A 22,229-nucleotide genomic window follows, 5' to 3' on the forward strand; every position below is an offset into this window, starting at 1 on the left:
TTATGAATAATAAAATATTTCTTTCACCTCCTCATATGAGTGGAAATGAGCAAAAATATATTGATGAGGTATTTAAAAGTAACTATATTGCACCAGTAGGGCAGTTTATAAATAGATTTGAAAAATCTGTGAGGAATTATGTAGATTCTAAAAATTCAGTAGCACTTTGTAATGCGACAAGTGGGCTTCATTTAGCACTTAGAACACTTGGGATTAAAGATTCACAAGTTGCAGTTTCATCGTTTACTTTTATTGGGTCAATAAATCCTATTTTATATGAAAGAAATGAACCTATTTTTATAGATAGTGATGAGTATTGGCATATGGATGTGGAGTTGCTAAAAAAAGCAATTAAAGAAAATGATATAAAAGCAGTACTTTTACCTCATATTTATGGACAAGTTGCTGATATCGATGCGATTTTGAAAGTTTGTCAAGAGAATAATATCTATTTAATTGAGGATGCAGCGGAAAGTTTAGGTGCGATTTATAAAAACAAGCAATCAGGAACATTTGGGAAAGTTGGGGCTTATAGTTTTAATGGAAATAAACTTTTAACTGCTTCAAGTGGTGGAATGGTTGTAACTGATAATGATGAATTAGCTAAAAAAATAAAACATCTTTCAACGCAAGCAAAAGAACCGGAATTTGTGGAGTATGTGCATAAAGAAGTTGGATTTAATTATAGAATGAGTAATGTTTTAGCTGCTATTGGGGTTGCTCAAATGGAAGTCTTAGATGAAAGAATTGCTAAAAAAAGAGAAATTTTTGAGTGGTATAAAGAGTTTTTAGATGAAGAATTTATGCCAGAATTTCCAGATACAAAAGGAACGAGATGGCTTACAACTGTGATTTTTAGAGATAAAAATCCGTGGGAAGTAATGAAAGTTTTAAGTAAAAACAACATAGAAAGCAGACCTCTATGGAATCCTATGCATTTACAGCCACTCTTTAAAGATGCAAAAGCTTATTTAAATGGTAGAAGTGAAGAACTTTATAAAAAAGGACTTTGTCTTCCAAGTGGAACTACTTTAACAAAAGAGCAAGTAAAGGATATTTGTGAAATTATCAAATATGTTTAGACCTACTAATTTTAAAAGAACAATTTTCTTTTTAGTAGGAGATATCTTTTTATCTGTAATTTCTATCTATTTATCATATTTATTAAGATTTAATTTTGATATTCCAAATAGTTTTTTTAGAACAATACCTGATGCAATTTTACTTGTTTTAATTGTTAAGATTCCTTTTTTATATCTATTTAGGCAATATTTTGTTACCTGGAGATTTTACTCTTTTGTCGATGCTAAAAATCTTGTGAAAGCTCATCTAATTTCATATATTTTTATTCTTATTTTATTTATAGCTACTCTAAATCAACTTCATATTCCTAGAAGTATTGCACTGATTGATATGTTTATTTCATTAACTTTTTTAGGTGGATTTAGATTTTTTAAAAGAATATTAGTTGAGACTTCTTTTACTGATCATAATCCTACTATTTTTATTGGAATTAATAATAAAAGTGTAGATTTGATAAAGTCTGCTTTAAGAGGAGAAATAGATATATATCCTATTGCAGTTTTAGATGAAAATCCAAATGTTACATATCTATCTAATATAAAAGTTTTTGATATGAATGAATTGGAAAATATGGAAAATATAAAAACAGCTATTATTACAAAAGAGTTGTCGCAAAAAGAGTTGGATAAATTAACTAATAGATTAACTAAGTTAAATATTTATGATATAAAAATAGCTACTAATTTTAGAAATAAACTAAAAGATATCTCTATAGAAGATTTACTTGCAAGAAAGCCAAAAGATATAGATACAACTGAGATACAAAAATTTATAAAAGATAAAATAGTTTTAATTACTGGAGCTGGTGGAAGTATAGGAAGTGAAATAGTTCGTCAATGTGATAAATTTGGTGCAAAACAGATAATTATGGTAGATAAATGTGAATATAATCTATACAAAATAGCAAATGAAGTGAAAGCAATTAAAGTTTTATGCTCAATTAATTCTCCTATTTTGGAAGATGTCTTTAAAGAGTATAAACCAGAAATTGTAATTCACGCGGCTGCTTATAAGCATGTGCCTTTATGTGAAGAAAACCCTAAAAGTTGTATTTTTAACAATGTTTTTGGAAGTATAAAATTTATCAATTTAGCTATAAAATATAAAGTTAAAAAGTTTGTAAATATCTCTACAGATAAAGCTGTTCGTCCTACAAATGTAATGGGGGCAAGTAAAAGAATAATTGAAAAATATGCTAAAAATGTTCCAAGTGGTGAAACTGAAATTGTTTCAGTTCGCTTTGGAAATGTTTTAGGAAGTAGTGGAAGTGTTGTTCCATTTTTTAAAGAAAAGATAGCAAATAATGAAAATCTTCCAGTAACTCATCCTGAAATTACAAGATATTTTATGCTAATCCCTGAAGCGTGTAGTTTAGTTTTACAAGCAGGGGCTATAGCAAAAGGTGGAGAACTTTTTATTTTAGATATGGGTGAGTCGGTAAAAATTAGAGATTTAGCCCAAAAGATGATAGATTTAAGTGGTAAAGATTTAAAAATAGAATTCGTTGGACTTCGTCCGGGGGAAAAACTTTATGAAGAGTTATTGATCAATGATGCTGATTTAAAAACGAAATATGAATCAATTTTGATTATAAATGAGCCACAAATTGACTTTGAAACTTTAAAAAATAATATAGAGAAATTAAAAGATGATATAAAAATATTACCTAAAATTGTTCCTGATTATAAAGGGAGCTTAGCTAATTGAAAATTGATAATGCATAATTTAGAATTGATAATAAATAAAATCTTAGTACTGACTAAATCCTTGTTCCCACGCTCTGTGTGGGAATGTATAATTTTTATAAGGAATTACTCTTTCACATCAAAATATAGATCTATTTTTTGTAAAGTGATATTATATTTTTGAATTTCTACTTCTAAATTTTGAATCTCTAATGAATTTTTAAGTGATGCTACATCATATACTGTTTTTAAACCTGCATTAAATTGCTCTTTTACAACATTATAAAGAGTTTCATATGATCTTTTAATCTGTTTAGCTATTTTTATTTTTTCTCCTAGGATATTTATGTTATCAATTACTTCATTATATTTTTGGGATAATTCATTTTTTTTGTCATTTATATCAAGTTTACTTTTTAAGTAATTAATTTTAGCACTTTGAATATTTGCTTTGTAATTTATATCAAGTGGTATACTGAGAGTTAGTCCAGCACTCCATGGATTATCGATATTATCTTGTGAATCAATTTCAGAGTCGTAATCACTATGATTTGCTTGAAGATTAGCTGTAAGTTTTGGTAAGTATGATGCAGTTGTTATTTTTGCTTTTGTATAATCACTTTTTGATTTGTCATTTAATGTTTTAATAGCTATATTTTGTTTTATATATTCATCTTTTGTAATTAAAGGAAAATTTTTTATTTCAAATTTTTTATTTGTAAGTTTTGCTAACTCTTTACTTTCATTTTGAATAGATTGCTTTAGTGTTAAATTTGTCATTTTTTGAGTGTCTCTTTGCACTAAAATATTATTCATATCGCTAATATCTGCATTTCCTGCTAAGTAGTTATCTTTTGTAACTTTCACATTAATTTCTAAATTTGCTAATTTTAATACATTTTGTTTTAGTAAAAGTTTATCTCTTAAAATTTGAGTTTTTAAAGTAAAAGCTGTTTTTATTAAGTTTAGTTTTTGTTGTTTAATTAAATCTAAATTATAAATACCAAGAGCTTTTGCATATTTGATAGCATAATAGATACCACCACTTCTGAAAATATCCTGATTCCAAATAATTTGGATACTTTTTATATCTGTTGAAATTTTGTTTTGAGTATTTTTTGTATAACTCATATTAATGAATGCTGGGCTTATCCAACTGTTTTTTAGTGCTTTAGTATCTTGTCCAGCTTTATTAGATTCTTGTTTAAATATATTATCTTTTGTATCACTTAAAACTGATGCAAGTGATAAAGATGATATTAAACTCATTGTTATTATTTTTTTCATATTAATCCTTTTGTTGTATTAAATAGTTTTTCTTTAAATTCTTCTTTTGTTTTTAATTTAATATTTTTTTTGACATTTTCTAAGATATTTTTTTTCAAATTATATGATAAAATATGATGATTTGTAGAACCTATAATTAAATCCAAAACAAATGGAATATCTTCTTTTTTTGTTGTTATTTGTCCAAAAATATTATAAACTTCAAACATAAGTTTTAAATTCTCTTTTTTTATGTTTTTACTTCCATCTAACATTTCCCTTTCCATTAATTTAACAAGTTCTATTTTTCTATTCATAAAAATATCTATAAAAGTTTTTAATTTTGCCTCTTTTGACTTTATATCTGAAATAGTTTTTAATTTTTCAATTAATTTTGAAAACTCTTCTTCGATTATAAAATCAAATAGCTCTTTTTTACCTTTAAAATAGTAATACAAGGTTGATTTATTTACATTAGCTTTTTCAACTAAACTATCTACACTAATTCCATTATATCCTTTTTTGGCAAACATTTCCAAAGCTGTATTTATTATTTTTTGTTTACTCATAATTCTCCTTTATTCATATCTTAATGCATCTATTGGATTTAAATTTGCTGCTTTTCTTGCTGGAATAAATCCGAAAAATATTCCTATAAATACAGAAAATAGGGTTGCAATAATCATAATTTCTATATTAAAAACAAAATCTAAATGCATAAATTTTTCTACAAAATAGCTAATTGTTACACCTAAAATTATACCAATAATTCCTCCAATTGATGATAAAACTGATGATTCAATCAAAAATTGAGATAAAATATCATTTTTAGTAGCTCCCACAGCCATTCTTACCCCAATTTCACGAGTTCTTTCAGTAACAGAAACGAGCATTATATTCATAATTCCAATACCTCCTACAATCAAACTAATAGCTGCAACTGCTCCTAACATCAAAGTAAGAGTGGAAGTTATTTTTTGAAGTGTATGTAAAAGTGCAGTTAAATCTCTGATGGAAAAATTATCTTCATCACCTTTTTTAAGATTTCTAATTTGTCTTAAAATTTTAGCTATTTGAGTTTTTGCTAGTTTTAATGGAATATCTTTTTTTACACTGGCTACCATTAAATTTACTTTATTACTTCCTGTAAATCTTCTTTGAACAAATTTAATAGGAGCAAATATTACATCATCTTGGTCTCTTCCGAATGTATCGGCACCTTTTGGCTTCAAAATTCCTACAATCTCGCAAGAAAATTTATTTAAATTTATAGTTTTTCCAATAGCATTTTTATCAATAAAAAGTTTATCATAGACAGTTTGTCCAATCACACATTTGTTTTTTCCAGCACTTAAATCACTTTTGTTAAAAAACCCTCCATTTTTTAGATGATAATCTTTAATTTTAAAAAAATCATCATTTATTCCCCTTAGCATAGTTGAATAGTTTCTATTTTTGTATATTGAAAGCACACTAACTGTTTCAAGTGGCGAAATCGCATCTATTGTATAAAGAGATTTTTTTAAAATAGCAACATCTTTTAGATCGAACAGAGGTGCATTATGAGTTCTACCACCTGCCCCTTTAATTTGTCCAGGTATTATAAATAGATTGTTAGTTCCAAGTTTACTAATGCTTCCTGTAATTGTTTTAGATGCACTTTGTCCGATATTTACCATAGCTACAACTGATGCAATTCCAATTATAATTCCAAGGGCTGTTAGGAGGGAGCGAAATATATTTCTTTTTATTTCTGCAAGTGCTTGAATTAGGGCGTTTAACAGCATAGTACACCATCTTTCATATGCACTATTTTTGAAGCATATTTAGCCATATCTTCTTCGTGAGTTACCATAATTATAGTTATTCCTTTGTTATTTAAGGCTTTTAAAAGCTCCATAGTTTCCCGGCTTCTAATAGAATCTAAATTTCCGGTAGGTTCATCTGCAAACAAAATCTTTGGTTTTGCAACTATAGCTCTAGCTATTGCAACTCTTTGTTGTTGTCCTCCACTTAATTGGTTTGTTTTATAATTAATTCTATTACTTAAATCCACTTCTTCTAGAGCTTTTTTTGCTTTTATAATTCTCTCTTTTTTGGAGAGCCCTTGATAAATTAGTGGCACTTGAACATTATCCAAAGCTGATGTTTTTTTAAGAAGATTAAAGCTTTGAAATACAAATCCAAAAACATATCTTCTAATCATAGCTCTTTGAGTTGAATTTAATTTAGAAACATCATTGTCTTCTAAATAATATTCTCCACTTGTTGGCACATCAAGTGTTCCTAAAATATTCATAAGAGTTGATTTTCCACTTCCGCTTGGTCCCATCAAAGCTATGAATTCACCTTCTTTAATCTCTAAATTAATTCCTTTTAAAACTTCTGTTCGTGTTTCGCCACTTCCATAAGATTTTGTTATATTTTTTAATTTAATCATTTTTTTTCTGCAATTATAACTTTTTGATTTACTTCTATTTTATCCGATTTAATAGCACATTTTTCATTACTAAATCCTAAAATTTTTACTTTTATTTCTATTGGTTTGTTGTTTTTTAAGATATAAATTGTATTGTCTTTTTTTGGATTATAAAGCAAGGCAGCACGAGGGATTATTTTCACATTTTTCAAAGTTTGAGTAATAATATCTATATTTGCACTCATTCCTGGTTTTAAAAGTAAATTTGAGTTATTTACATCTACAATTGCGGTGTAAGTTACAACTCCATTTATATTCTGTGGTGCAAGTCTTATTTGTGAAATTTTACCATTGAAGAATCTGTTTTCATAAGCATCAACGCTGAATCTTACGATATCATTGTTTTTAACTTTTGCTATATCGTTTTCATCAATACTAACTTCAAGTTGCATTTTAGTAAGATTTTCAGCTATTTTAAAAAGAGTTGGAGTTTGGAAAGAAGCTACAACTGTTTGACCAACTTCAATATTTTTATTTAAAACGATTCCATTTACGGGGGAATAAATTTTTGTTTTAGATAAATTATAGATAGCAAGATTTAGATTTTCTTGTGCCATTTTTATAGCTTCTTGAGATGATTTTATCTCTTCATTTGCTACTTTTATATTTTCTAAAGATGTTAAATAAATAGTTTTATCATTATCAAAAACTTTTTGTGACGGAGTTTTGTTGTTAGTTGCTTTTCTTAATTGTTCATCTCTTTGAAAGTTTTTTTTACTGTTTTTTAGTTTTATTTGTGCTATTTTTAGATTAATTTTAGCTTTATTTAAGTTTGCTTTTGTACTTTTTAGATTAGCCTCAGCTTGATTTTTGGCTATTTTGTATTTAACATCATCGATTGTAGCTATTATGGCACCTTTTTTTACAACTGAGTTATAATCTACAAAAATTTTCATAACTTTTCCAGAAATATCTGTACCAATATCCACTGTATCTGTTGGGTTGATATTTCCAGTCTCTGATACAGTGGTATTTATATCTCCTATTTTAACAACCTTTGTTATGTAACTTTTTGTTTTTTGTTTTTTAGTATGAAAAGCAAAGTAACTTCCAATACCAATTAGAATAATTAAGATTGAAATAATCCACCATTTTTTATTTGATGATTTTTTGTTTATAATTGCTTGAATGTTTGACATTATTTTCCTTTTGTAAACATTAGTTTAATTTTCATAACTACATAAAATAAAAATGGAATAAATAAAACTCCAACAAAGGTCGCCATACTCATACCAAACACAACAGATGCCCCTAAAACATGTCGGCTATTTGCCCCGGCTCCTGTGCTTAAAAGTAGTGGCAAAGTTCCTAAAATAAAGGCAAGGGAAGTCATAATAATCGGTCTAAATCTAAGTTTTGCTGCTTCAAGTGTTGCATCAAGTAAAGTATAACCTTTTTTTAATCTCTCAACTGCAAATTCTACTATTAAAATAGCATTTTTAGCAGATAAACCTACTAAGGTAATAAGTGCTACTTGATAATAAATATCTGCTTCAAGATGCATAAATTTAAGTAGATAAATTCCAAGGGCTGCACCTAATATTCCAAATGGAACACTTAAAATTACTGACAAAGGAATTGACCAGCTTTCATAAAGTGCTGCCAATATTAAAAATACAAATATTATAGAAAATAGAAGTGTATAATTTGTATGATTTTTTAATTTAGCTTCTTGATATGAAGTTCCTGACCAAGAAAGAGTATAACCTTTTGGTAAAATTTTATCTGCTATTTTTTCTATTTCATCCATGGCTTCCCCTGAAGAATATCCTGGTTTTGCAGAACCCATTACAAAAGCCGAATTAAACATATTAAATCTTTGAATAACATCTGCGCTTACAATTCTTTTTATTTTTATAAGTTCAGTTACTGGTATCATTTTTCCTGTCATTGATTTTACAAATATAGAGTTTAAACTATTTAAATCTTTTCTATATTCATCAAGTGAAGAGATATTCACATGAAAAACTCTACTATAAAGATTGAAATCATTTACATAACTTCTTGATAAAGTTGAATTTAAAGTAGAAAATAGATCAGCAAGATTTACATTCATAGATTTTGCTTTTTCTCTATCTACTGTTAAATAATATTCAGGCGTTCTTGTATTTAATGTTGTTCTTACCATCATAAGTTTAGGGTCTTTGTTAGCTTTATCAACTATTTTTTGTGCTAAAGCTGAAAGTTTTGTGATATCTCCTCCGGTTCTATCTTGAATCCACATTTGAAATCCTGCAGTCATACTCATACCCATAATTGGAGGAGGATTAAATGCTAATACCATAGCATTTTTATTGCTATAAAATTGTCCCATAAATTTACCTGCAATTGCCATTGATGATTGATTAGGTGCTTTTCTTTCATCCCAAGGAATTAGTTTTGCAAACATAAATGATGCATCAGGTTTAAAGGCCATTGTCATCAAATCAAGCCCACTAATTCCAGCGGCTTCTGTAACGAAAGGATTTTTCATAACTTGTTTTTCTACATCAACTGTAGTTTTGTCTGTTTCATTTAGAGAAGTTCCAGGCATATTATATTTAAAAATCATAAGTACACCCTTATCTTCTGTTGGAACTAATCCAGTTGGAAGTATTTTATTTATTTTATATGTTGCAAAAACTAACACCCCATAAATTAAAAATGTAAAAGCACCAATTTTAATTAAAAATTTTGTAGTTTTTGTATATTTATCAGTAGTCCAACTAAAAAATTTATTGAATATTCTTATAGGTAAAATAGGATTTTCATTTTTTTTGATTAAAATAGCTGCAAGAGCTGGCGTTAAAGTTAAGGCAGTAAATCCTGAAATAATTACTGCAATAACAATTGTAACAGCAAATTGTTTATAGAAAACTCCTGTAAATCCAGCTGTAAAAGCAGCAGGAATAAATACTGCACTCAAAACTAAAACAATCGCTACCAAAGGAGAGGTTAGCTCTTTCATAGCATTAATTGACGCTTCTTTAACACTTATATCGGGATGCGTATGTAGATTTCTTTCTATATTCTCAATTACAACAATAGCATCATCAACTACAAGTCCAATTGCTAAAACTAATCCAAACAGTGTTAGTAAATTTATAGAAAAGCCAAACATATAAAGTCCTGCGAATGTTCCTATAATAGATACTGGAATAGCAAGAACTGGAATTAAAGTTGCTCTTAAATTACCTAAAAATATAAAAACAATTAAAATTACTAAAATAATTGATTCAAAAAGTGTATCTATAACTTCTTTCATGGATGCTTTTACAAATGGAGTTATATCGTAAGGCACATGATAACTTATATCCTCTGGAAATCTTTTTGATAACTCTTTTAGTGTTTTATCAACTTTTTGTGATACATCTAGTGCATTTGCACCAGGGGAGAGAAATATACCCATACCAGACATTGGTTCTAAATTATAAGTACTTTTTACATTATAAGTTTCTCTTCCAAGAGTTACTTTTGCTATATCTTTAAGTTTTAATGAAGCTCCATCTGGTTTTGAGTGAATAATGATATTTTCAAATTCTTCTGGAGTTTTAAATCGACCTTTTGTAGTGATAGAATATGTATATGATACTTTTTGAGTAGTTGGAGATGCTCCTAAACTTCCGGCAGTATATTGATTGTTTTGTTCTCTTATTACATTCATCACTTCACTTGGAGATAAATTATAAAATTTTAGTTTTTGTGGGTCTAGCCAAATTCTAATAGAATAATCTCTATCTCCAAATACAATAGCATCACCAACTCCCGGAATTCTTTTTATATCATCAACTACATTTATTTTTATATAGTTATGAATAAAAGTTAGATTGTGAATTCCATTTTTTGAAGTAAAAGTGATAAACTTCAATACATCTGGAGATCTTGCATCTACATTTACACCCAATCTTTTTACTTCTTCAGGCAATTTAGCAAGTGCTAATTGAACTCTGTTATTTATATCAACTTTTGCTTGATTTTTGTCTGTTCCAGTTTTGAAATAAACCTTAATTGTAGCTCTTCCACTTGGAGACAAAGTTGAGCTCATATAAAGCATATTATCAACACCATTTATTGCTTCTTCAAGTGGTGTGGCAACTGTTTTTGCTAAAGTTTTAGCATCTGCTCCGGGATACATTGCAGTTACTACAATTTGAGGAGGTGTTAAACTTGGATACTCTTGAATAGGTAAAAGTTTCATTGAAACTATACCTGCTATAATTATTATTGTAGCAATAACAGTGGAGAAAATAGGCCTATTTATAAAAAACTTTGAAAACATACTATTCTCCTATCACTTTATCAACTATGATTTTGCTATTTGGTTTGATATGAAAAAAGTTATTTATTATAACTGTATCATTTGGTTTTAATAACCCTTTTACAATATATTTGTTTTTGTATTCACTAAAACTAAAAATCGGTCTAATTGCTACTTTTCCATTTTGTGCTATGAAAACAATTGAACCTTTTTGAGTTTGTAAAAGTGCTTTTTGAGGGATTAAAATTACATTTTTTTCATAAACATTTGCAAGTTTTACTTTTACAAAATCTCCTGGAAAAACTTTATGTTCTTTATTATCTAAAATTGCTCTTAATTGAACTGTTGAAGTTTCTTTATCAAATTTATTATCAATATAATCAACGTTTGCTGTAGCTATTTTTTTACCATTTTTTAAAATATCTACTTTTAATTTTCCATCAATATAATACTCTTTATTTAATTTTTTAAATTGAGATTCAGGTAAAGAAAAATATACATAAATTTTGTCAATATTATAAACATCGATTAAAGGTAAACCAATAGTTACATAATTTCCAATATCAACTCTTTTGATAGTGGTAAGTCCATTAATTGGTGATTTTACGCTTGTATAATCAAAATTAATTTGAGATTTATTTAAAGTGGCTTTTGCCATTTCTACTTGAGATAGGGCTACTTGATAAGCACTAAATGATATATCATTTGCTTGAACACTTGTTGCGTGTCTTTCAAAAAGTCTTTTTGTTCTTAGCCATTCTTTTTTAGCTTTGTATAGAGTGGCTTGGGCCATTTGTAAATTTGCTTTTGCTTCTAAAAGATTTGCTTTGTAAATAGAATCATCTATTTTAAATAGAGTATCTCCTTTTTTTACTTTATTTCCTTCTTTTATAAATATTTTTTGTAAAGTTCCATTTACTTTGGCTACAACTGTGGCATATCTATAAGCTTTTGTTTGTGCTGGATATGTCAAATCATCAATTTTTATAGATTTTTGAGGAGTAATTTTGTAAACATCGACATGAGGTGTTGGCATTTTGTGCATCATAGGATTTGCAAATAGAGTTGAGGTAAATAGTGTTAAAAAGAGATATTTTAATTTTTTCATTTTTATCCTTTAGATAATATTTTTCGGAATTATACCAACTATTTTGTTGGAAAGCAATTTTTTATCTATTTTATTGTATAATTTCATAAAAAAGGAATTTTAGTGAAAAAAATATTAATTTTTTTTATTAGTTTATATCTTTTTGCATCTCCTTCAAGTGAGATTTTAAAAAATATTACAAAAACATCACCAGATTATACTTTTGCTCTTACATTGGTTAAGAAAACAAATTTATTAAAAGATAAAAATATAACTTTTGATTCAAAAGTCTCTAATCAAGATGAATATGTGGATAAATTTTTAGAACTTGTAAATTTATATGTATTACAAAATACTTTACCTCAAAAAATAGACTCTTTAAATGATAAAATTGATATTTTGACAAGTTCAGAAAAACCAATTGATAAATTACAACTATTATATTATAAAAAATTATTACAAATAACTCAGAGTAAATTAGATTTTATAAAAAAGAATTTTGTAACTTATGAAAATCAATTATTTAAAACATTAAAACATATCAATTTTGATAAAAAAATAGCGGATAAAAATATAAATTATTGGTTTAATTTGTTAGCTCAAAAACAAAAAGAGTTTGAGCAATTAAATATAAATTTACAAAAATGGCAATTATTGAATTATAAAGATAATATAAATAAAACTCAAAATTATATTTTAATAAATTTAAATAAACAAAAAAGTATTTATAAAAATATAGTAAAAAATAGTTTAATTTTGTTTTTTGTTGATTTAAAAAATCAAGATAAAAAAGCTTTTACAGATTTAACAAAAACTTTAAATTATGCTAAAAATATAGATAAAAAGTTTTATAAAGCAATTCTAGATATTGGAACAACTTATGAAAAAAAAGTATTTGGAGCAACTACTCTTTTTTATTCTGCAAAAGATAATATTATCTATTTTTATGATAAATTTTTGAATATTGTAAATCATCCAATTTTTAAAGTAGGTAATAGAAATATAACGCTTGTTAACTTTATTTTGTTTATTTTAGTAACTATTTTTGCTTTTTATATAGGTAGAAAATATAAAGAATTAATTTATAGACTTAGAAAGCAATATGAAATTTCATATTCTACAGCTACACTGCTAGCAAATCTTGGATATTATGCAATCATAATAATATCGTTTTTAATAGCATTAAAAATCGTCGGATTAGACTTAAGCTCTCTTGCAATGATAGCTGGTGCTTTATCTGTAGGTATTGGTTTTGGTCTTCAAAATATTGTAAGTAACTTTATTAGTGGTGTTATAATGATGTTTGAAAAGACAATAAAAGTGGGGGATTATATAGAAATTGATGAAAATACCAGAGGGGCAATTGTTGATATTTCTATGAGAAGTACAGTTATTAGAACAAATGATAATATTAATTTAATTATTCCAAATCAATCATTTGTCACAAATCAAGTAATAAATTGGACATTAGGAGATAATAAAGTTAGATTTAGAGTGCCTTTTGGAGTGGCTTATGGCTCAAACATTGATGAAGTTGAAAAAGTTGTTTTAAATGCATTAAAAAGTTCTAATTTACCATATTTAAAAGGTAAAGAGTATGAGCCTTTAGTTATTTTTGAAGAAATGGCAGATAGTAGTTTGAATTTTGAGCTGTTTGTTTGGGTAAAAGATGTTTATGCCAGACGCCCAAGAAGAACAAAAAATAAATTTTTAAGAGTAATATATAAAGCATTAAATGATGCAAATATTACTATACCTTTTCCTCAACAAGATTTATATGTAAAAGAGTTACCAGAATTGAAAATAAAAAAGGATTGAAATGAAAGAATTAATTGAGATTATGAATTATACTATTTTAAGTACTCCACTTTATAAATTTGCCTTAGCATTTTTAGTGTTTATTATGTTTTTATTTATGAGAAAAATTTTCACTTTAACAATTGTAAAAACAGGTAAAATTTTAGTAGGAAAAACTAAAACAGATATTGATGATAAAATTTTAGATTCACTTATAAAGCCGATGGATTTTTTATTTATTGTTTTTGGTATTCATATAGCATCTATGATTTTAAAAATAGATGATAAAGTTATAATATTTACAAAAAGTATGATAATTATTGCGTTTTTTTGGTTTTTATTTGATTTAGTTAAATCATTTGAAGATAAAATTTTGCATTTATTTAGCAAAAAAGTATCTCGTGAGATTGGTATGTTTTTGGTAAAAGCTACGAAAGTTTTTATTATTACTCTTGGTATCGTTGCATTTTTGCAAAATTTAGGAATTAATGTAAGTGCTTTTATAGCTTCACTTGGACTTGGTGGTTTAGCATTTGCATTAGCTGCCAAAGATACTGCAGCCAATCTTTTTGGTGGTTTTGCAATTTTAACAGATAATATGTTTAAGATAGGGGATTGGATAAAAGTTGGAAATGTGGAAGGGACAGTCGAAGATATTGGTATGAGAACTACAAAAATAAGAGCTTTTGATAAAAGACTTATAACTTTACCAAATGCAACAATAGCAAATAGTGCTGTAGATAACTTCTCAAGAAGAGATAGAAGAAGAATTGTCGCAAGAATTGGGCTTGTTTATTCTACAACTCCTGCGACTATAAATAGAATTCTAAAAGAGACAAGAGAAATGCTTCAAAATCATCCTCTTATTCATGATGACCCACTTTTTGTCTATTTTGATGAATTTGATGATAGTAGTTTAAGTCTGTTTTTTTATCTGTTTACAAAAACAGCAGATTGGGAAAAATATCTTCAAATAAGAGAAGATATAAATCTAAAAATTATGGATATAGTTGAAAAAAATGGAAGTAGTTTTGCTTTTCCATCTCAAAGTATTTATTTTGAGAATGATTTAGAGGTGAAAAATTAAAGTTTTTATTATTTGTAAGGCTTTTATTAAAAAATAATTTTTATATTTTTAATTTTTCTTTCTCGCTCTTTTTCTCTCTTTTTTTCTTTTTTCTTCTAAAACTTCAAGAGTTTCAGCTATTTCTTCTTCTATTGGAGTATCTACAACTAATCTCAAGGCATCTTCCATTCTCAATTTTTTTAATATTTTTATAAAAGTTATAAGTGAAATTTGTTTCTTATAAACAAAATTTCTATAAGTAGCTACTGGAATTCCTGTTTTTTCACTTAGCTCTTCTTGTGTGATATTTTGTTTGAGTCTTTCTTTTTCAACTCTTTGGACAATTTTTTCCATAAGTTCTTTTGGAGTATAAAGTAGTATTGGTGTTGGGTCTTTAAAAGAGTAATCCATTTTTATCCTTTAATATTTTCTTATATTTTTATAGATTTCTTCTACAAAATCTTTATTTATATCTAATTCTAATGCTCTTTTCTTAAATTCTGAAAATTTATCTTCAATATTTTCTACAATAAGATTTACTTCTTTTTTTGGAATACCCATACTATCAGCTACTTTATATAAATCTTTTAAATCTATATTTGAAGTTTTTCCATTTATTGTCATTTGATGATTTTTTGTATAACCACTTCCGCAAGAATAGGTAATATCATAAGCAGGAGATAAACTCCAATTACCAGTTTCATCCATTAAAAAAGAAAAATTCTTTGCATGGTCGTCTTGATTTCTTCCTATTACATTAAAAACCATTCTTTTAAATAATTCTTTTACTTGTCCGTAATCATTAGTTAAAAAATCTGTAAGTTTCAATGCATTCAAATAGCTATAATGGGATGGAATATTAAAATTAATATGGTCCATAGAAGCTAATGTATGAAGATGAAACTTTTCTCCTTTTTCTCTATCAAATCTTTTTATTGCATAATGAATTAAATTATCATCTGTTTTAATTAAATCAATTTCAGGAACATTTATGCCTACTTCTTTTGCCATAGACATATAAAGATATTCAAGTTGCATAAATCCATAATATTTATCTGAATTAGAAACTCTCTCATCAAACTTTAAAAGCCACTCTTCAAATCCATTTTCTTTGCAATCTTTAGATTTAATAATATTTTTTTCTTTATTCCAAGAAATTAAAACTTTTGGTCTTGCTCCGCCAGCACTTGCAAAAGAACTTGCGTGTTTTATCCAATCATTTGTAAATTCATTAGGATTATTTTCTATAATAGCTTTTGTTTGGTCATATAAATCTCTTATTTCCAATATCTCATTTACTTCTTCATCAAAAGTTGAAGGAACATATTCTAATGCTCCAATCCCATTTTTACCAATAAAAGCTAACTTTTGTAAAGGAGTTAAACTTTTTGGATTTATTCCTTTTTGTTCATAATATTTTTCAATTGCTTTTGTACCAAATCTATCTGGTAACGAATCAAAAAATACTCCAGATAAATAGTTGTAATATTCAATATAATCTAAATTAGTATAAGCCCTTGTACCCAAGGTTAAAGGAAGTTTTAGTGGAGAAATCTCGATATTTTTGAATAAAAATTCTTTATCATACTTAAAATAAATTTGATTTTTAATTTCGTATAACTCACCAACTTTATTGCTAAAAATAAAAACATTAAGTTTCAAATTATTCCTTTAATTTCTTTTATAAGAATAATTATATCCAAAAATTTAGTTAAATTAGTAAATAAGATAAATTATTTTTAAATTTGTAACTATATGTTACGAGTAATGGTAAAATATACCACAAATGCAATATAAAAATATATCAGTAAAAGTACAAGATTTTGAAAATGAGTTAGAGTTTAAAAATCAAAATATTTTGCAGAATCAAAATTAAAAAATTCTTTATACTCTTTGTAAATATCTGGAAAGTGAAGTTTTAGAGTTTTTGGCTTTGTCCAAAACATTTCACTAACAACGGCAAAAAATTCAGCTTCGTTTGTAGCTCCATAAGGATTGATAAGCTTATATTTTTCTAAATTTTTATGATTAGAGATTCTTTTTGCAAATTCTTGATAATCTTTATAAATTATATTTATCCATTCATTATATTTGCTTTTTTCAAGTGGAGGTACTCCATTTACTGTTCCACTTTCGAAGTCTAATTCGTGTGTAAATTCGTGAACTATTACATTTTGATGTCTTAAATGATAAGCATCTTTTTTGGCTTCATCCCAAGAAACTATTACACTTTCTCCTATTGATTCTCCACTTATTAAAAATTTCTCTTTTGTGTAAATTCCTCCACTATTTCTAATATTATCTAAAATCATTGTGTGTGGATAAACATAGATATATTCAAGTTCTTCATAACAACTATTTTTTTTGTTTATTACAATTAAACAAGCATAAAATGAGATAATTACTTTTATTTCATCAGTTACTTCCACATAAACACCTATAAATTTTTTAAGATTTATAAACAGTAGAATTGAATACTCGATTTTTGTTTTTAACTTTTTTGGTAATTTTTGATAGTGTGGTATATTTTGTAAATATTTTCTATAAACATCAGGAAATTTGGTAGTTTTTAGTTTTTTTAATAAATATTTATATTTTAAGTAATCAAATAGTAAATAAGCTAAATAAACAAAAAATATGATCCAAAGTGCTATAATTAATTTTATCATTTTTCCATAATTATAACTAAAAAAATTAGAAAAATTACAAAATGAAACTTGATTTTATTTTAAAATTCGTGTAAATTTACAAAAAACTTTTTAGAAAGGCATTATTTTGGCAAAAAATTTAGTAATAGTGGAATCACCTGCAAAAGCAAAAACAATTAAGAATTTTTTAGGAAAAGATTACGAAGTGTTAGCAAGTAAGGGGCATATCAGAGATTTACCCAAAAGTAGTTTTGGTATAAAAATGGAAGAAGGAAAGTTTGTTCCTGAATATAGAGTTACAAAAGACCACGCGGATATTGCAAAAAAAATAAAAGAATCAGCAAAAAAAGCAGATACTATTTATATCGCAACCGATGAAGATAGAGAGGGAGAAGCTATTGGATATCATATTGCTTATATGCTAAGTAAGGGAAAAGATATAGAAAAGTTCCCAAGAATTGCATTTCACGAAATTACAAAAAAAGCTATCAAAAATGCTCTTGAAAATCCAAGAAGTTTGGATATGGATAATATAAATGCACAGCAAGCAAGAAGACTTCTTGATAGAATTGTTGGTTACAGACTTTCTCCACTTTTAGGTCAAAAAATTCAAAGAGGGCTTAGTGCTGGAAGAGTTCAAAGCTCAGCTCTAAAATTAATTGTAGATAAAGAAAGAGAAATTAAACAATTTGTGCCAGTGGAATATTGGACAGTTTTAGGGTATTTTAAAAAAACTGAGAGTAGCTTAATTGAATTTGAAAATAAAAAAATTTCTAAATTATCAATTAAAACAAAAGAAGAATCTGATAATATTTTAAATGTTTTAAAACCTCTTACATATAAAATAGAAAATATTGAAAAAAAACAAAGAAAAACAAATTCTTTGCCACCTTTTATGACTTCAACTTTGCAACAAACTGCTTCAAGTATGCTTGGATATTCTCCAAAAAAGACGATGCAAGTTGCTCAAAAACTTTATGAAGGGGTAAAAACACCTGTAGGAAATATGGGGGTTATTACTTATATGAGAACAGATAGCTTGAATATTGCCAAAGAAGCACAAGATGCGGCTATTGAGTTTATCAAAAATGAGTTTGGAGATAAATATCTGAATCCAACTGTTTATAAATCAAAAGCCCAAGGTGCTCAAGAAGCTCATGAAGCTATTCGTCCAACAGAAGTAAAATTGACTCCAGATGATTTAAGAAATTATTTGAGTAATGATGAATTTAGATTGTATCAATTAATTTATAATAGATTTATAGCTTCACAAATGAAACCAGCTATTTTTGAGATTCAAAATATTATTTTTGCTAGCGAGAAAGGAAAATTTAAAATAAGCGGTAGAAAACTAATTTTTGACGGATTTTATAGAATTTATGGGGATAAAGATAGAGATAAAGTTTTACCTGATTTCCAAGTAGGTGAAGAGCTAAAACTGGAAGATATTAAAGAAGAACAACATTTTACAGAGCCACCAAGTAGATATTCAGAAGCAAGTTTGATTAAAGAGCTTGAAAGCAAGGGAATTGGAAGACCTTCAACTTATGCACCAACTATTACTCTTTTGCAAAATAGAGAATATGTTAAAAATGAAAAAAAACAATTAATTCCAACTGAAATAGCATTTAAAGTTATTGAAATGTTAGAACAATATTTCCCAAATATTGTAGATGCAAATTTTACTGCTAAAATGGAAGAAGAACTTGATGAAGTTGCTGAACATAAAAAAGATTGGCAAGAAGTTTTAGAAGAGTTTTATGAACCATTTATTGCAAAAATTGCAGATGGTAAAAAGAACATTCCTTCTCAAAAAGTAGCCAAACCTTTAGAAGGTGAATTCTGTCCAGATTGTGGAAGTCAACTTTTGCTTAGAAAAGGAAGATATGGAGAATTTATAGCGTGTAGTAATTTCCCTAAATGTAGATATACTAGACAAATGGATGGGACAGAAAAGCCAAAACCAAAAGAAACTGATATTAAATGTGATAAATGTGGGGCTCCAATGGTAATAAAAATGAGTAGAAAAGGTGAAGAATTTTTAGCTTGCAGTAATTATCCAAAATGTAAAAATGCTAAACCTTTAAAAGAGCCGGAAAAAATAGGGATGAAATGTCCAGAATGTGGCAAAGAAATAGTTGAAAAGAAATCAAAAAAAAGTGTTTATTATACTTGTGAAGATTATCCAAATTGTAAATTTTCTTCGAATTTCAAACCAACTGACAAAAAATGTCCAGAATGTGGCTATATAATGGGTGAGAGAACTTTTAGAAATAAAGATATTTATGAATGTTTAAATAAGAAGTGTAAACATAGAGAGGATAGAAAATGAAAATAGGAATTATTTCAGATACACACAAAAAAGTAGGTCGTGCAAAAAAAGCTATTGATTTATTACTGGAAAATGGCGCTGAATATTTAATTCATGCAGGAGATATTGTAAAAGAAGAAGTTTTACAATATTTAGAAGAAAAAACTCCTTATGTATCAGTTTTTGGAAATAATGATTACCATTTATATCCATTAATTAATAAATATAATTTGCATTATGAGCCATTTAAATTTAATTTAGCAAATCATACATTTAAACTTATGCATTATCCGACTAAAATGTTTCCTTTGGATACTCAAATAGTGATTTATGGACATACTCATCAAGAGGATATTAGTTACAATGGAAGAAATTTAATTTTGAATCCAGGTGAAGCTTGTGCAAGAAATAGGGATTATAGTAGTTGTATGATGTTAGAGATTTTGGAAGATAGATATTTGGTTACTCATTATTATAGAAGAGTAGGGGCTGATGAATGGAAAAACAGTTTAAAAGAGATAAAAAAATGATATATTTATGTGCAATTTCTAATATTAGTAGTGGAAATTGTAGTGAAGATTGTAAATTTTGTACTCAATCAGCTCATTATAATGTTGGAATTGAAAAATATAAAGAAAAATCTATTGATGAGGTTATAAAAGAGGCAAAACTTGCTAAAGCAAATAAAGCTGTTGGATTTTGTTTAGTAACGGCTGGAAAAGGTTTAACTGATAAAAAGTTAGAATATGTTTGTGAAGTGGCTTTTGCTGTAAAAAAAGAGGTTGATATTTCATTAATTGGTTGTAATGGAACAGCAATTAAAGAGCAATTAATTGAGCTTAAAAAAGCAGGGATAAAAAATTATAATCATAATTTAGAAACTTCAAAAGAGTTTTATGAAAATATTTGTACTACTCACTCTTGGGATGAAAGATTTGAAACTTGTTTGAATGTGCAAGAAGTAGGGCTTAATCTCTGCACTGGTGGGATTTTAGGCTTAGGAGAAAGTGAAAAAGACAGATATTCAATGCTAGAGAGTATAAAAGAGTTAAATCCAATGAGTATTCCACTTAATTTTTTTATTCCAAATGAAAAACTTCCTTTGACAAAAACTAAAATTACAAAAGAAGAAGCACTTTTTTGGATAAGTGAATATCGTAAGACTTTACCTGAGACTATGATAATGTTAGCTGGTGGAAGAGAATTAATGTTTGAAGATAAATGGATAGAAGCTTTGAGAGCAGGTGCAAATTCTATTGTAATAGGAAATTATTTAACTATAAAAGGCGAAATTGCTAACAAAGATATACAAATGCTCACAAAATATAATTATCAAATAGCTAAGAGTTGCCAATAATGGGTGAGATTGAATTAATTGTAATAATTTCAATTTTATTATTAATTGCTCCATTTGTTTCGAATATTTTGAAACTTCCTATAGCTGTTGTAGAAATTATAATGGGCTCATTAGTGGGAAGCTTTGGACTTTTACATGACAGTCATATGTTTGAATTGTTAGCAGAAGTTGGGTTTTTATATTTAATGTTTTTAGCTGGAATGGAAGTAAATCTAAAGCAGTTTGTAAAAATTGATAAAAAAATATTTTTATTAGGTGGCTTATTTATATTTTTTATATTTTTATTAACTCTTATTTCTGTATCAATTTTTCATCTAAGTAATATTTTTATAGTTATTTTACCAATGATTAGTGTAGGGCTCATTGTAAGTGTGCAAAAAGAGGTTGGAAAAAGTAAGTGGATAGAAATGGCAATTACTATTGGAGTGATTGGAGAGTTAGTTTCTATTATGGTTTTAACAGTTATTAGTGGTATTTTCAAACTTGGAGTTGGAAGTGCTATGTATTTTTCGATTTTGAAATTAATTATTTTAATTACTATTTTGATAGTTGGATTTTATATTACAAAAGTTTTATTTTGGTGGTTTCCAACTATAAAACATTATATTATGCCTAATGATGATAAGTATAATCAAGATATAAGACTTAGTTTTGCTCTATTTTTTATAATGATTTCTATAATGATTTATCTTCATTTAGATATGGTTTTAGGGGCTTTTGTAGCTGGTATGTTTATTACATCATTTTTTGAGCATAATGTAGAGTTAGAACATAAATTATCTCCATTTGGATTTGGATTTTTAATCACAATATTTTTTATTCATGTGGGAAGTACTTTTGACTTGAGATATTTAATTGATTTGAAAATGTTAAAAATTACATTTTTAGTTGTAGCTTTAATGTTAGGTATTAGAATATTTGCAACTTTAATTTTTATAAAACTTATGAGTTTGAAAGAAATTTTACTGTTTGCTTTAAGTCTTTCTATGCCTTTGACTTTATTAATTGCAACATCTACTCTTGCATATCAATCAAAAAGTATTGATTTAATGCACTACAATGCCTTTATTTTGGCTTCGATTTTAGAAGTATTAATCTCTATGATTGGGATTAAACAGGTTTTGAAAATAAAAATTGACAAAAATAGATAAATTTTGTATTATAAAATAAATATTAATTAATGTACTTATTAAATACTCGGGGCAATAGAGCA

18 protein-coding genes are annotated in these 22,229 nt (G+C 26.8%); 8 read left to right on the forward strand and 10 right to left on the reverse strand.

Annotated features, from left to right (window positions below; genetic code table 11):
• The first annotated feature begins 2 nt into the window (after positions 1-2).
• A complete protein-coding gene (locus tag ACZ5OA_RS02255; protein ID WP_464907904.1) occupies positions 3-1,082 on the forward strand; it encodes an aminotransferase class V-fold PLP-dependent enzyme in 1,080 nt (359 codons plus the stop codon).
• Positions 1,060-2,790 carry a polysaccharide biosynthesis protein gene (locus tag ACZ5OA_RS02260; protein WP_464907905.1) on the forward strand — a complete coding sequence of 577 codons (1,731 nt, stop codon included), beginning with the start codon at positions 1,060-1,062 and terminating at the stop codon, positions 2,788-2,790. Before ACZ5OA_RS02255 ends, ACZ5OA_RS02260 begins: the two co-directional genes overlap by 23 nt.
• Positions 2,791-2,894: 104 nt before the next feature.
• Here the strand turns inward: ACZ5OA_RS02260 and ACZ5OA_RS02265 are convergent, their stop codons facing one another.
• The 7 genes from ACZ5OA_RS02265 to ACZ5OA_RS02295 are packed head-to-tail and all read right to left on the reverse strand — an operon-like array spanning position 2,895 to position 11,858.
• On the reverse strand, positions 2,895-4,055 hold the full coding sequence (locus ACZ5OA_RS02265; protein ID WP_464907906.1) for a TolC family protein: 1,161 nt from the start codon (positions 4,053-4,055) through the stop codon (positions 2,895-2,897).
• Complete coding sequence (locus ACZ5OA_RS02270) at positions 4,052-4,603, reverse strand: TetR/AcrR family transcriptional regulator (protein WP_464907907.1); 552 nt, start codon at positions 4,601-4,603, stop codon at positions 4,052-4,054. Before ACZ5OA_RS02270 ends, ACZ5OA_RS02265 begins: the two co-directional genes overlap by 4 nt.
• Before the next feature lie 9 nt (positions 4,604-4,612).
• Positions 4,613-5,821 (reverse strand): ABC transporter permease, encoded by a 1,209-nt coding sequence (locus ACZ5OA_RS02275; RefSeq protein ID WP_464907908.1) that lies wholly within the window; start codon positions 5,819-5,821, stop codon positions 4,613-4,615.
• Entirely contained in the window at positions 5,812-6,474 is a 663-nt protein-coding gene (locus ACZ5OA_RS02280) for an ABC transporter ATP-binding protein (protein ID WP_464907909.1), read from the reverse strand. Before ACZ5OA_RS02280 ends, ACZ5OA_RS02275 begins: the two co-directional genes overlap by 10 nt.
• Positions 6,471-7,652: an efflux RND transporter periplasmic adaptor subunit gene (locus tag ACZ5OA_RS02285; protein ID WP_464907910.1), complete on the reverse strand. Its 1,182-nt coding sequence runs from the start codon at positions 7,650-7,652 to the stop codon at positions 6,471-6,473. Before ACZ5OA_RS02285 ends, ACZ5OA_RS02280 begins: the two co-directional genes overlap by 4 nt.
• Positions 7,652-10,771 carry an efflux RND transporter permease subunit gene (locus ACZ5OA_RS02290; RefSeq protein WP_464907911.1) on the reverse strand — a complete coding sequence of 1,040 codons (3,120 nt, stop codon included), beginning with the start codon at positions 10,769-10,771 and terminating at the stop codon, positions 7,652-7,654. The genes ACZ5OA_RS02285 and ACZ5OA_RS02290 overlap by 1 nt, the downstream gene beginning before the upstream one ends.
• Before the next feature lies 1 nt (position 10,772).
• On the reverse strand, positions 10,773-11,858 hold the full coding sequence (locus ACZ5OA_RS02295) for an efflux RND transporter periplasmic adaptor subunit (protein WP_464907912.1): 1,086 nt from the start codon (positions 11,856-11,858) through the stop codon (positions 10,773-10,775).
• Between the two features lie 102 nt (positions 11,859-11,960).
• Between ACZ5OA_RS02295 and ACZ5OA_RS02300 the strand changes: the two genes are divergently transcribed.
• A complete protein-coding gene (locus tag ACZ5OA_RS02300) occupies positions 11,961-13,655 on the forward strand; it encodes a mechanosensitive ion channel family protein (RefSeq protein ID WP_464907913.1) in 1,695 nt (564 codons plus the stop codon).
• Between the two features lies 1 nt (position 13,656).
• Positions 13,657-14,721, forward strand: coding sequence for a mechanosensitive ion channel family protein (locus tag ACZ5OA_RS02305; RefSeq protein ID WP_464907914.1), 1,065 nt, complete (start codon positions 13,657-13,659; stop codon positions 14,719-14,721).
• Positions 14,722-14,769: 48 nt separating this feature from the next.
• Here ACZ5OA_RS02305 and ACZ5OA_RS02310 read toward each other — a convergent pair whose 3' ends face one another.
• The 3 genes from ACZ5OA_RS02310 to ACZ5OA_RS02320 form a co-directional block, all read right to left on the reverse strand.
• The gene (locus tag ACZ5OA_RS02310) at positions 14,770-15,111 is read right to left on the reverse strand and encodes a helix-turn-helix domain-containing protein (RefSeq protein WP_464907915.1); all 342 of its coding nucleotides are present in this window, start codon (positions 15,109-15,111) and stop codon (positions 14,770-14,772) included.
• 9 nt (positions 15,112-15,120) lie between these two features.
• Positions 15,121-16,362 (reverse strand): type II toxin-antitoxin system HipA family toxin, encoded by a 1,242-nt coding sequence (locus tag ACZ5OA_RS02315; RefSeq protein ID WP_464907916.1) that lies wholly within the window; start codon positions 16,360-16,362, stop codon positions 15,121-15,123.
• A 179-nt stretch (positions 16,363-16,541) separates the two neighbouring features.
• Entirely contained in the window at positions 16,542-17,369 is an 828-nt protein-coding gene (locus ACZ5OA_RS02320) for a M90 family metallopeptidase (RefSeq protein ID WP_464907917.1), read from the reverse strand.
• 106 nt (positions 17,370-17,475) lie between these two features.
• Between ACZ5OA_RS02320 and topA the strand changes: the two genes are divergently transcribed.
• Genes topA through ACZ5OA_RS02340 form a run of 4 tightly spaced genes read left to right on the forward strand, consistent with a single transcriptional unit; the run spans position 17,476 to position 22,167 of the window.
• Entirely contained in the window at positions 17,476-19,680 is a 2,205-nt protein-coding gene (gene topA / locus ACZ5OA_RS02325) for a type I DNA topoisomerase (RefSeq protein WP_464907918.1), read from the forward strand.
• Positions 19,677-20,189: a metallophosphoesterase family protein gene (locus ACZ5OA_RS02330; RefSeq protein WP_464907919.1), complete on the forward strand. Its 513-nt coding sequence runs from the start codon at positions 19,677-19,679 to the stop codon at positions 20,187-20,189. The genes topA and ACZ5OA_RS02330 overlap by 4 nt, the downstream gene beginning before the upstream one ends.
• Positions 20,186-21,016, forward strand: coding sequence for a biotin synthase (locus ACZ5OA_RS02335; protein ID WP_464908312.1), 831 nt, complete (start codon positions 20,186-20,188; stop codon positions 21,014-21,016). Before ACZ5OA_RS02330 ends, ACZ5OA_RS02335 begins: the two co-directional genes overlap by 4 nt.
• Positions 21,016-22,167: a cation:proton antiporter gene (locus ACZ5OA_RS02340; protein WP_464907920.1), complete on the forward strand. Its 1,152-nt coding sequence runs from the start codon at positions 21,016-21,018 to the stop codon at positions 22,165-22,167. Before ACZ5OA_RS02335 ends, ACZ5OA_RS02340 begins: the two co-directional genes overlap by 1 nt.
• Positions 22,168-22,229: the final 62 nt, after the last annotated feature.

The sequence above is a fragment of the Thioreductor micantisoli genome (genome assembly GCF_055392745.1).

What these genes read in the sequence shown, in the direction of transcription:
- ACZ5OA_RS02255 (WP_464907904.1), top strand. Translation starts at nt 3, where the DNA reads ATGAATAATAAAATATTTCTTTCACCTCCTCATATGAGTGGAAATGAG.
- ACZ5OA_RS02265 (WP_464907906.1), bottom strand. Translation starts at nt 4,055, where the DNA reads ATGAAAAAAATAATAACAATGAGTTTAATATCATCTTTATCACTTGCA.
- ACZ5OA_RS02270 (WP_464907907.1), bottom strand. Translation starts at nt 4,603, where the DNA reads ATGAGTAAACAAAAAATAATAAATACAGCTTTGGAAATGTTTGCCAAA.
- ACZ5OA_RS02275 (WP_464907908.1), bottom strand. Translation starts at nt 5,821, where the DNA reads ATGCTGTTAAACGCCCTAATTCAAGCACTTGCAGAAATAAAAAGAAAT.
- ACZ5OA_RS02280 (WP_464907909.1), bottom strand. Translation starts at nt 6,474, where the DNA reads ATGATTAAATTAAAAAATATAACAAAATCTTATGGAAGTGGCGAAACA.
- ACZ5OA_RS02285 (WP_464907910.1), bottom strand. Translation starts at nt 7,652, where the DNA reads ATGTCAAACATTCAAGCAATTATAAACAAAAAATCATCAAATAAAAAA.
- ACZ5OA_RS02290 (WP_464907911.1), bottom strand. Translation starts at nt 10,771, where the DNA reads ATGTTTTCAAAGTTTTTTATAAATAGGCCTATTTTCTCCACTGTTATT.
- ACZ5OA_RS02295 (WP_464907912.1), bottom strand. Translation starts at nt 11,858, where the DNA reads ATGAAAAAATTAAAATATCTCTTTTTAACACTATTTACCTCAACTCTA.
- ACZ5OA_RS02305 (WP_464907914.1), top strand. Translation starts at nt 13,657, where the DNA reads ATGAAAGAATTAATTGAGATTATGAATTATACTATTTTAAGTACTCCA.
- ACZ5OA_RS02310 (WP_464907915.1), bottom strand. Translation starts at nt 15,111, where the DNA reads ATGGATTACTCTTTTAAAGACCCAACACCAATACTACTTTATACTCCA.
- ACZ5OA_RS02320 (WP_464907917.1), bottom strand. Translation starts at nt 17,369, where the DNA reads ATGATAAAATTAATTATAGCACTTTGGATCATATTTTTTGTTTATTTA.
- ACZ5OA_RS02330 (WP_464907919.1), top strand. Translation starts at nt 19,677, where the DNA reads ATGAAAATAGGAATTATTTCAGATACACACAAAAAAGTAGGTCGTGCA.
- ACZ5OA_RS02335 (WP_464908312.1), top strand. Translation starts at nt 20,186, where the DNA reads ATGATATATTTATGTGCAATTTCTAATATTAGTAGTGGAAATTGTAGT.
- ACZ5OA_RS02340 (WP_464907920.1), top strand. Translation starts at nt 21,016, where the DNA reads ATGGGTGAGATTGAATTAATTGTAATAATTTCAATTTTATTATTAATT.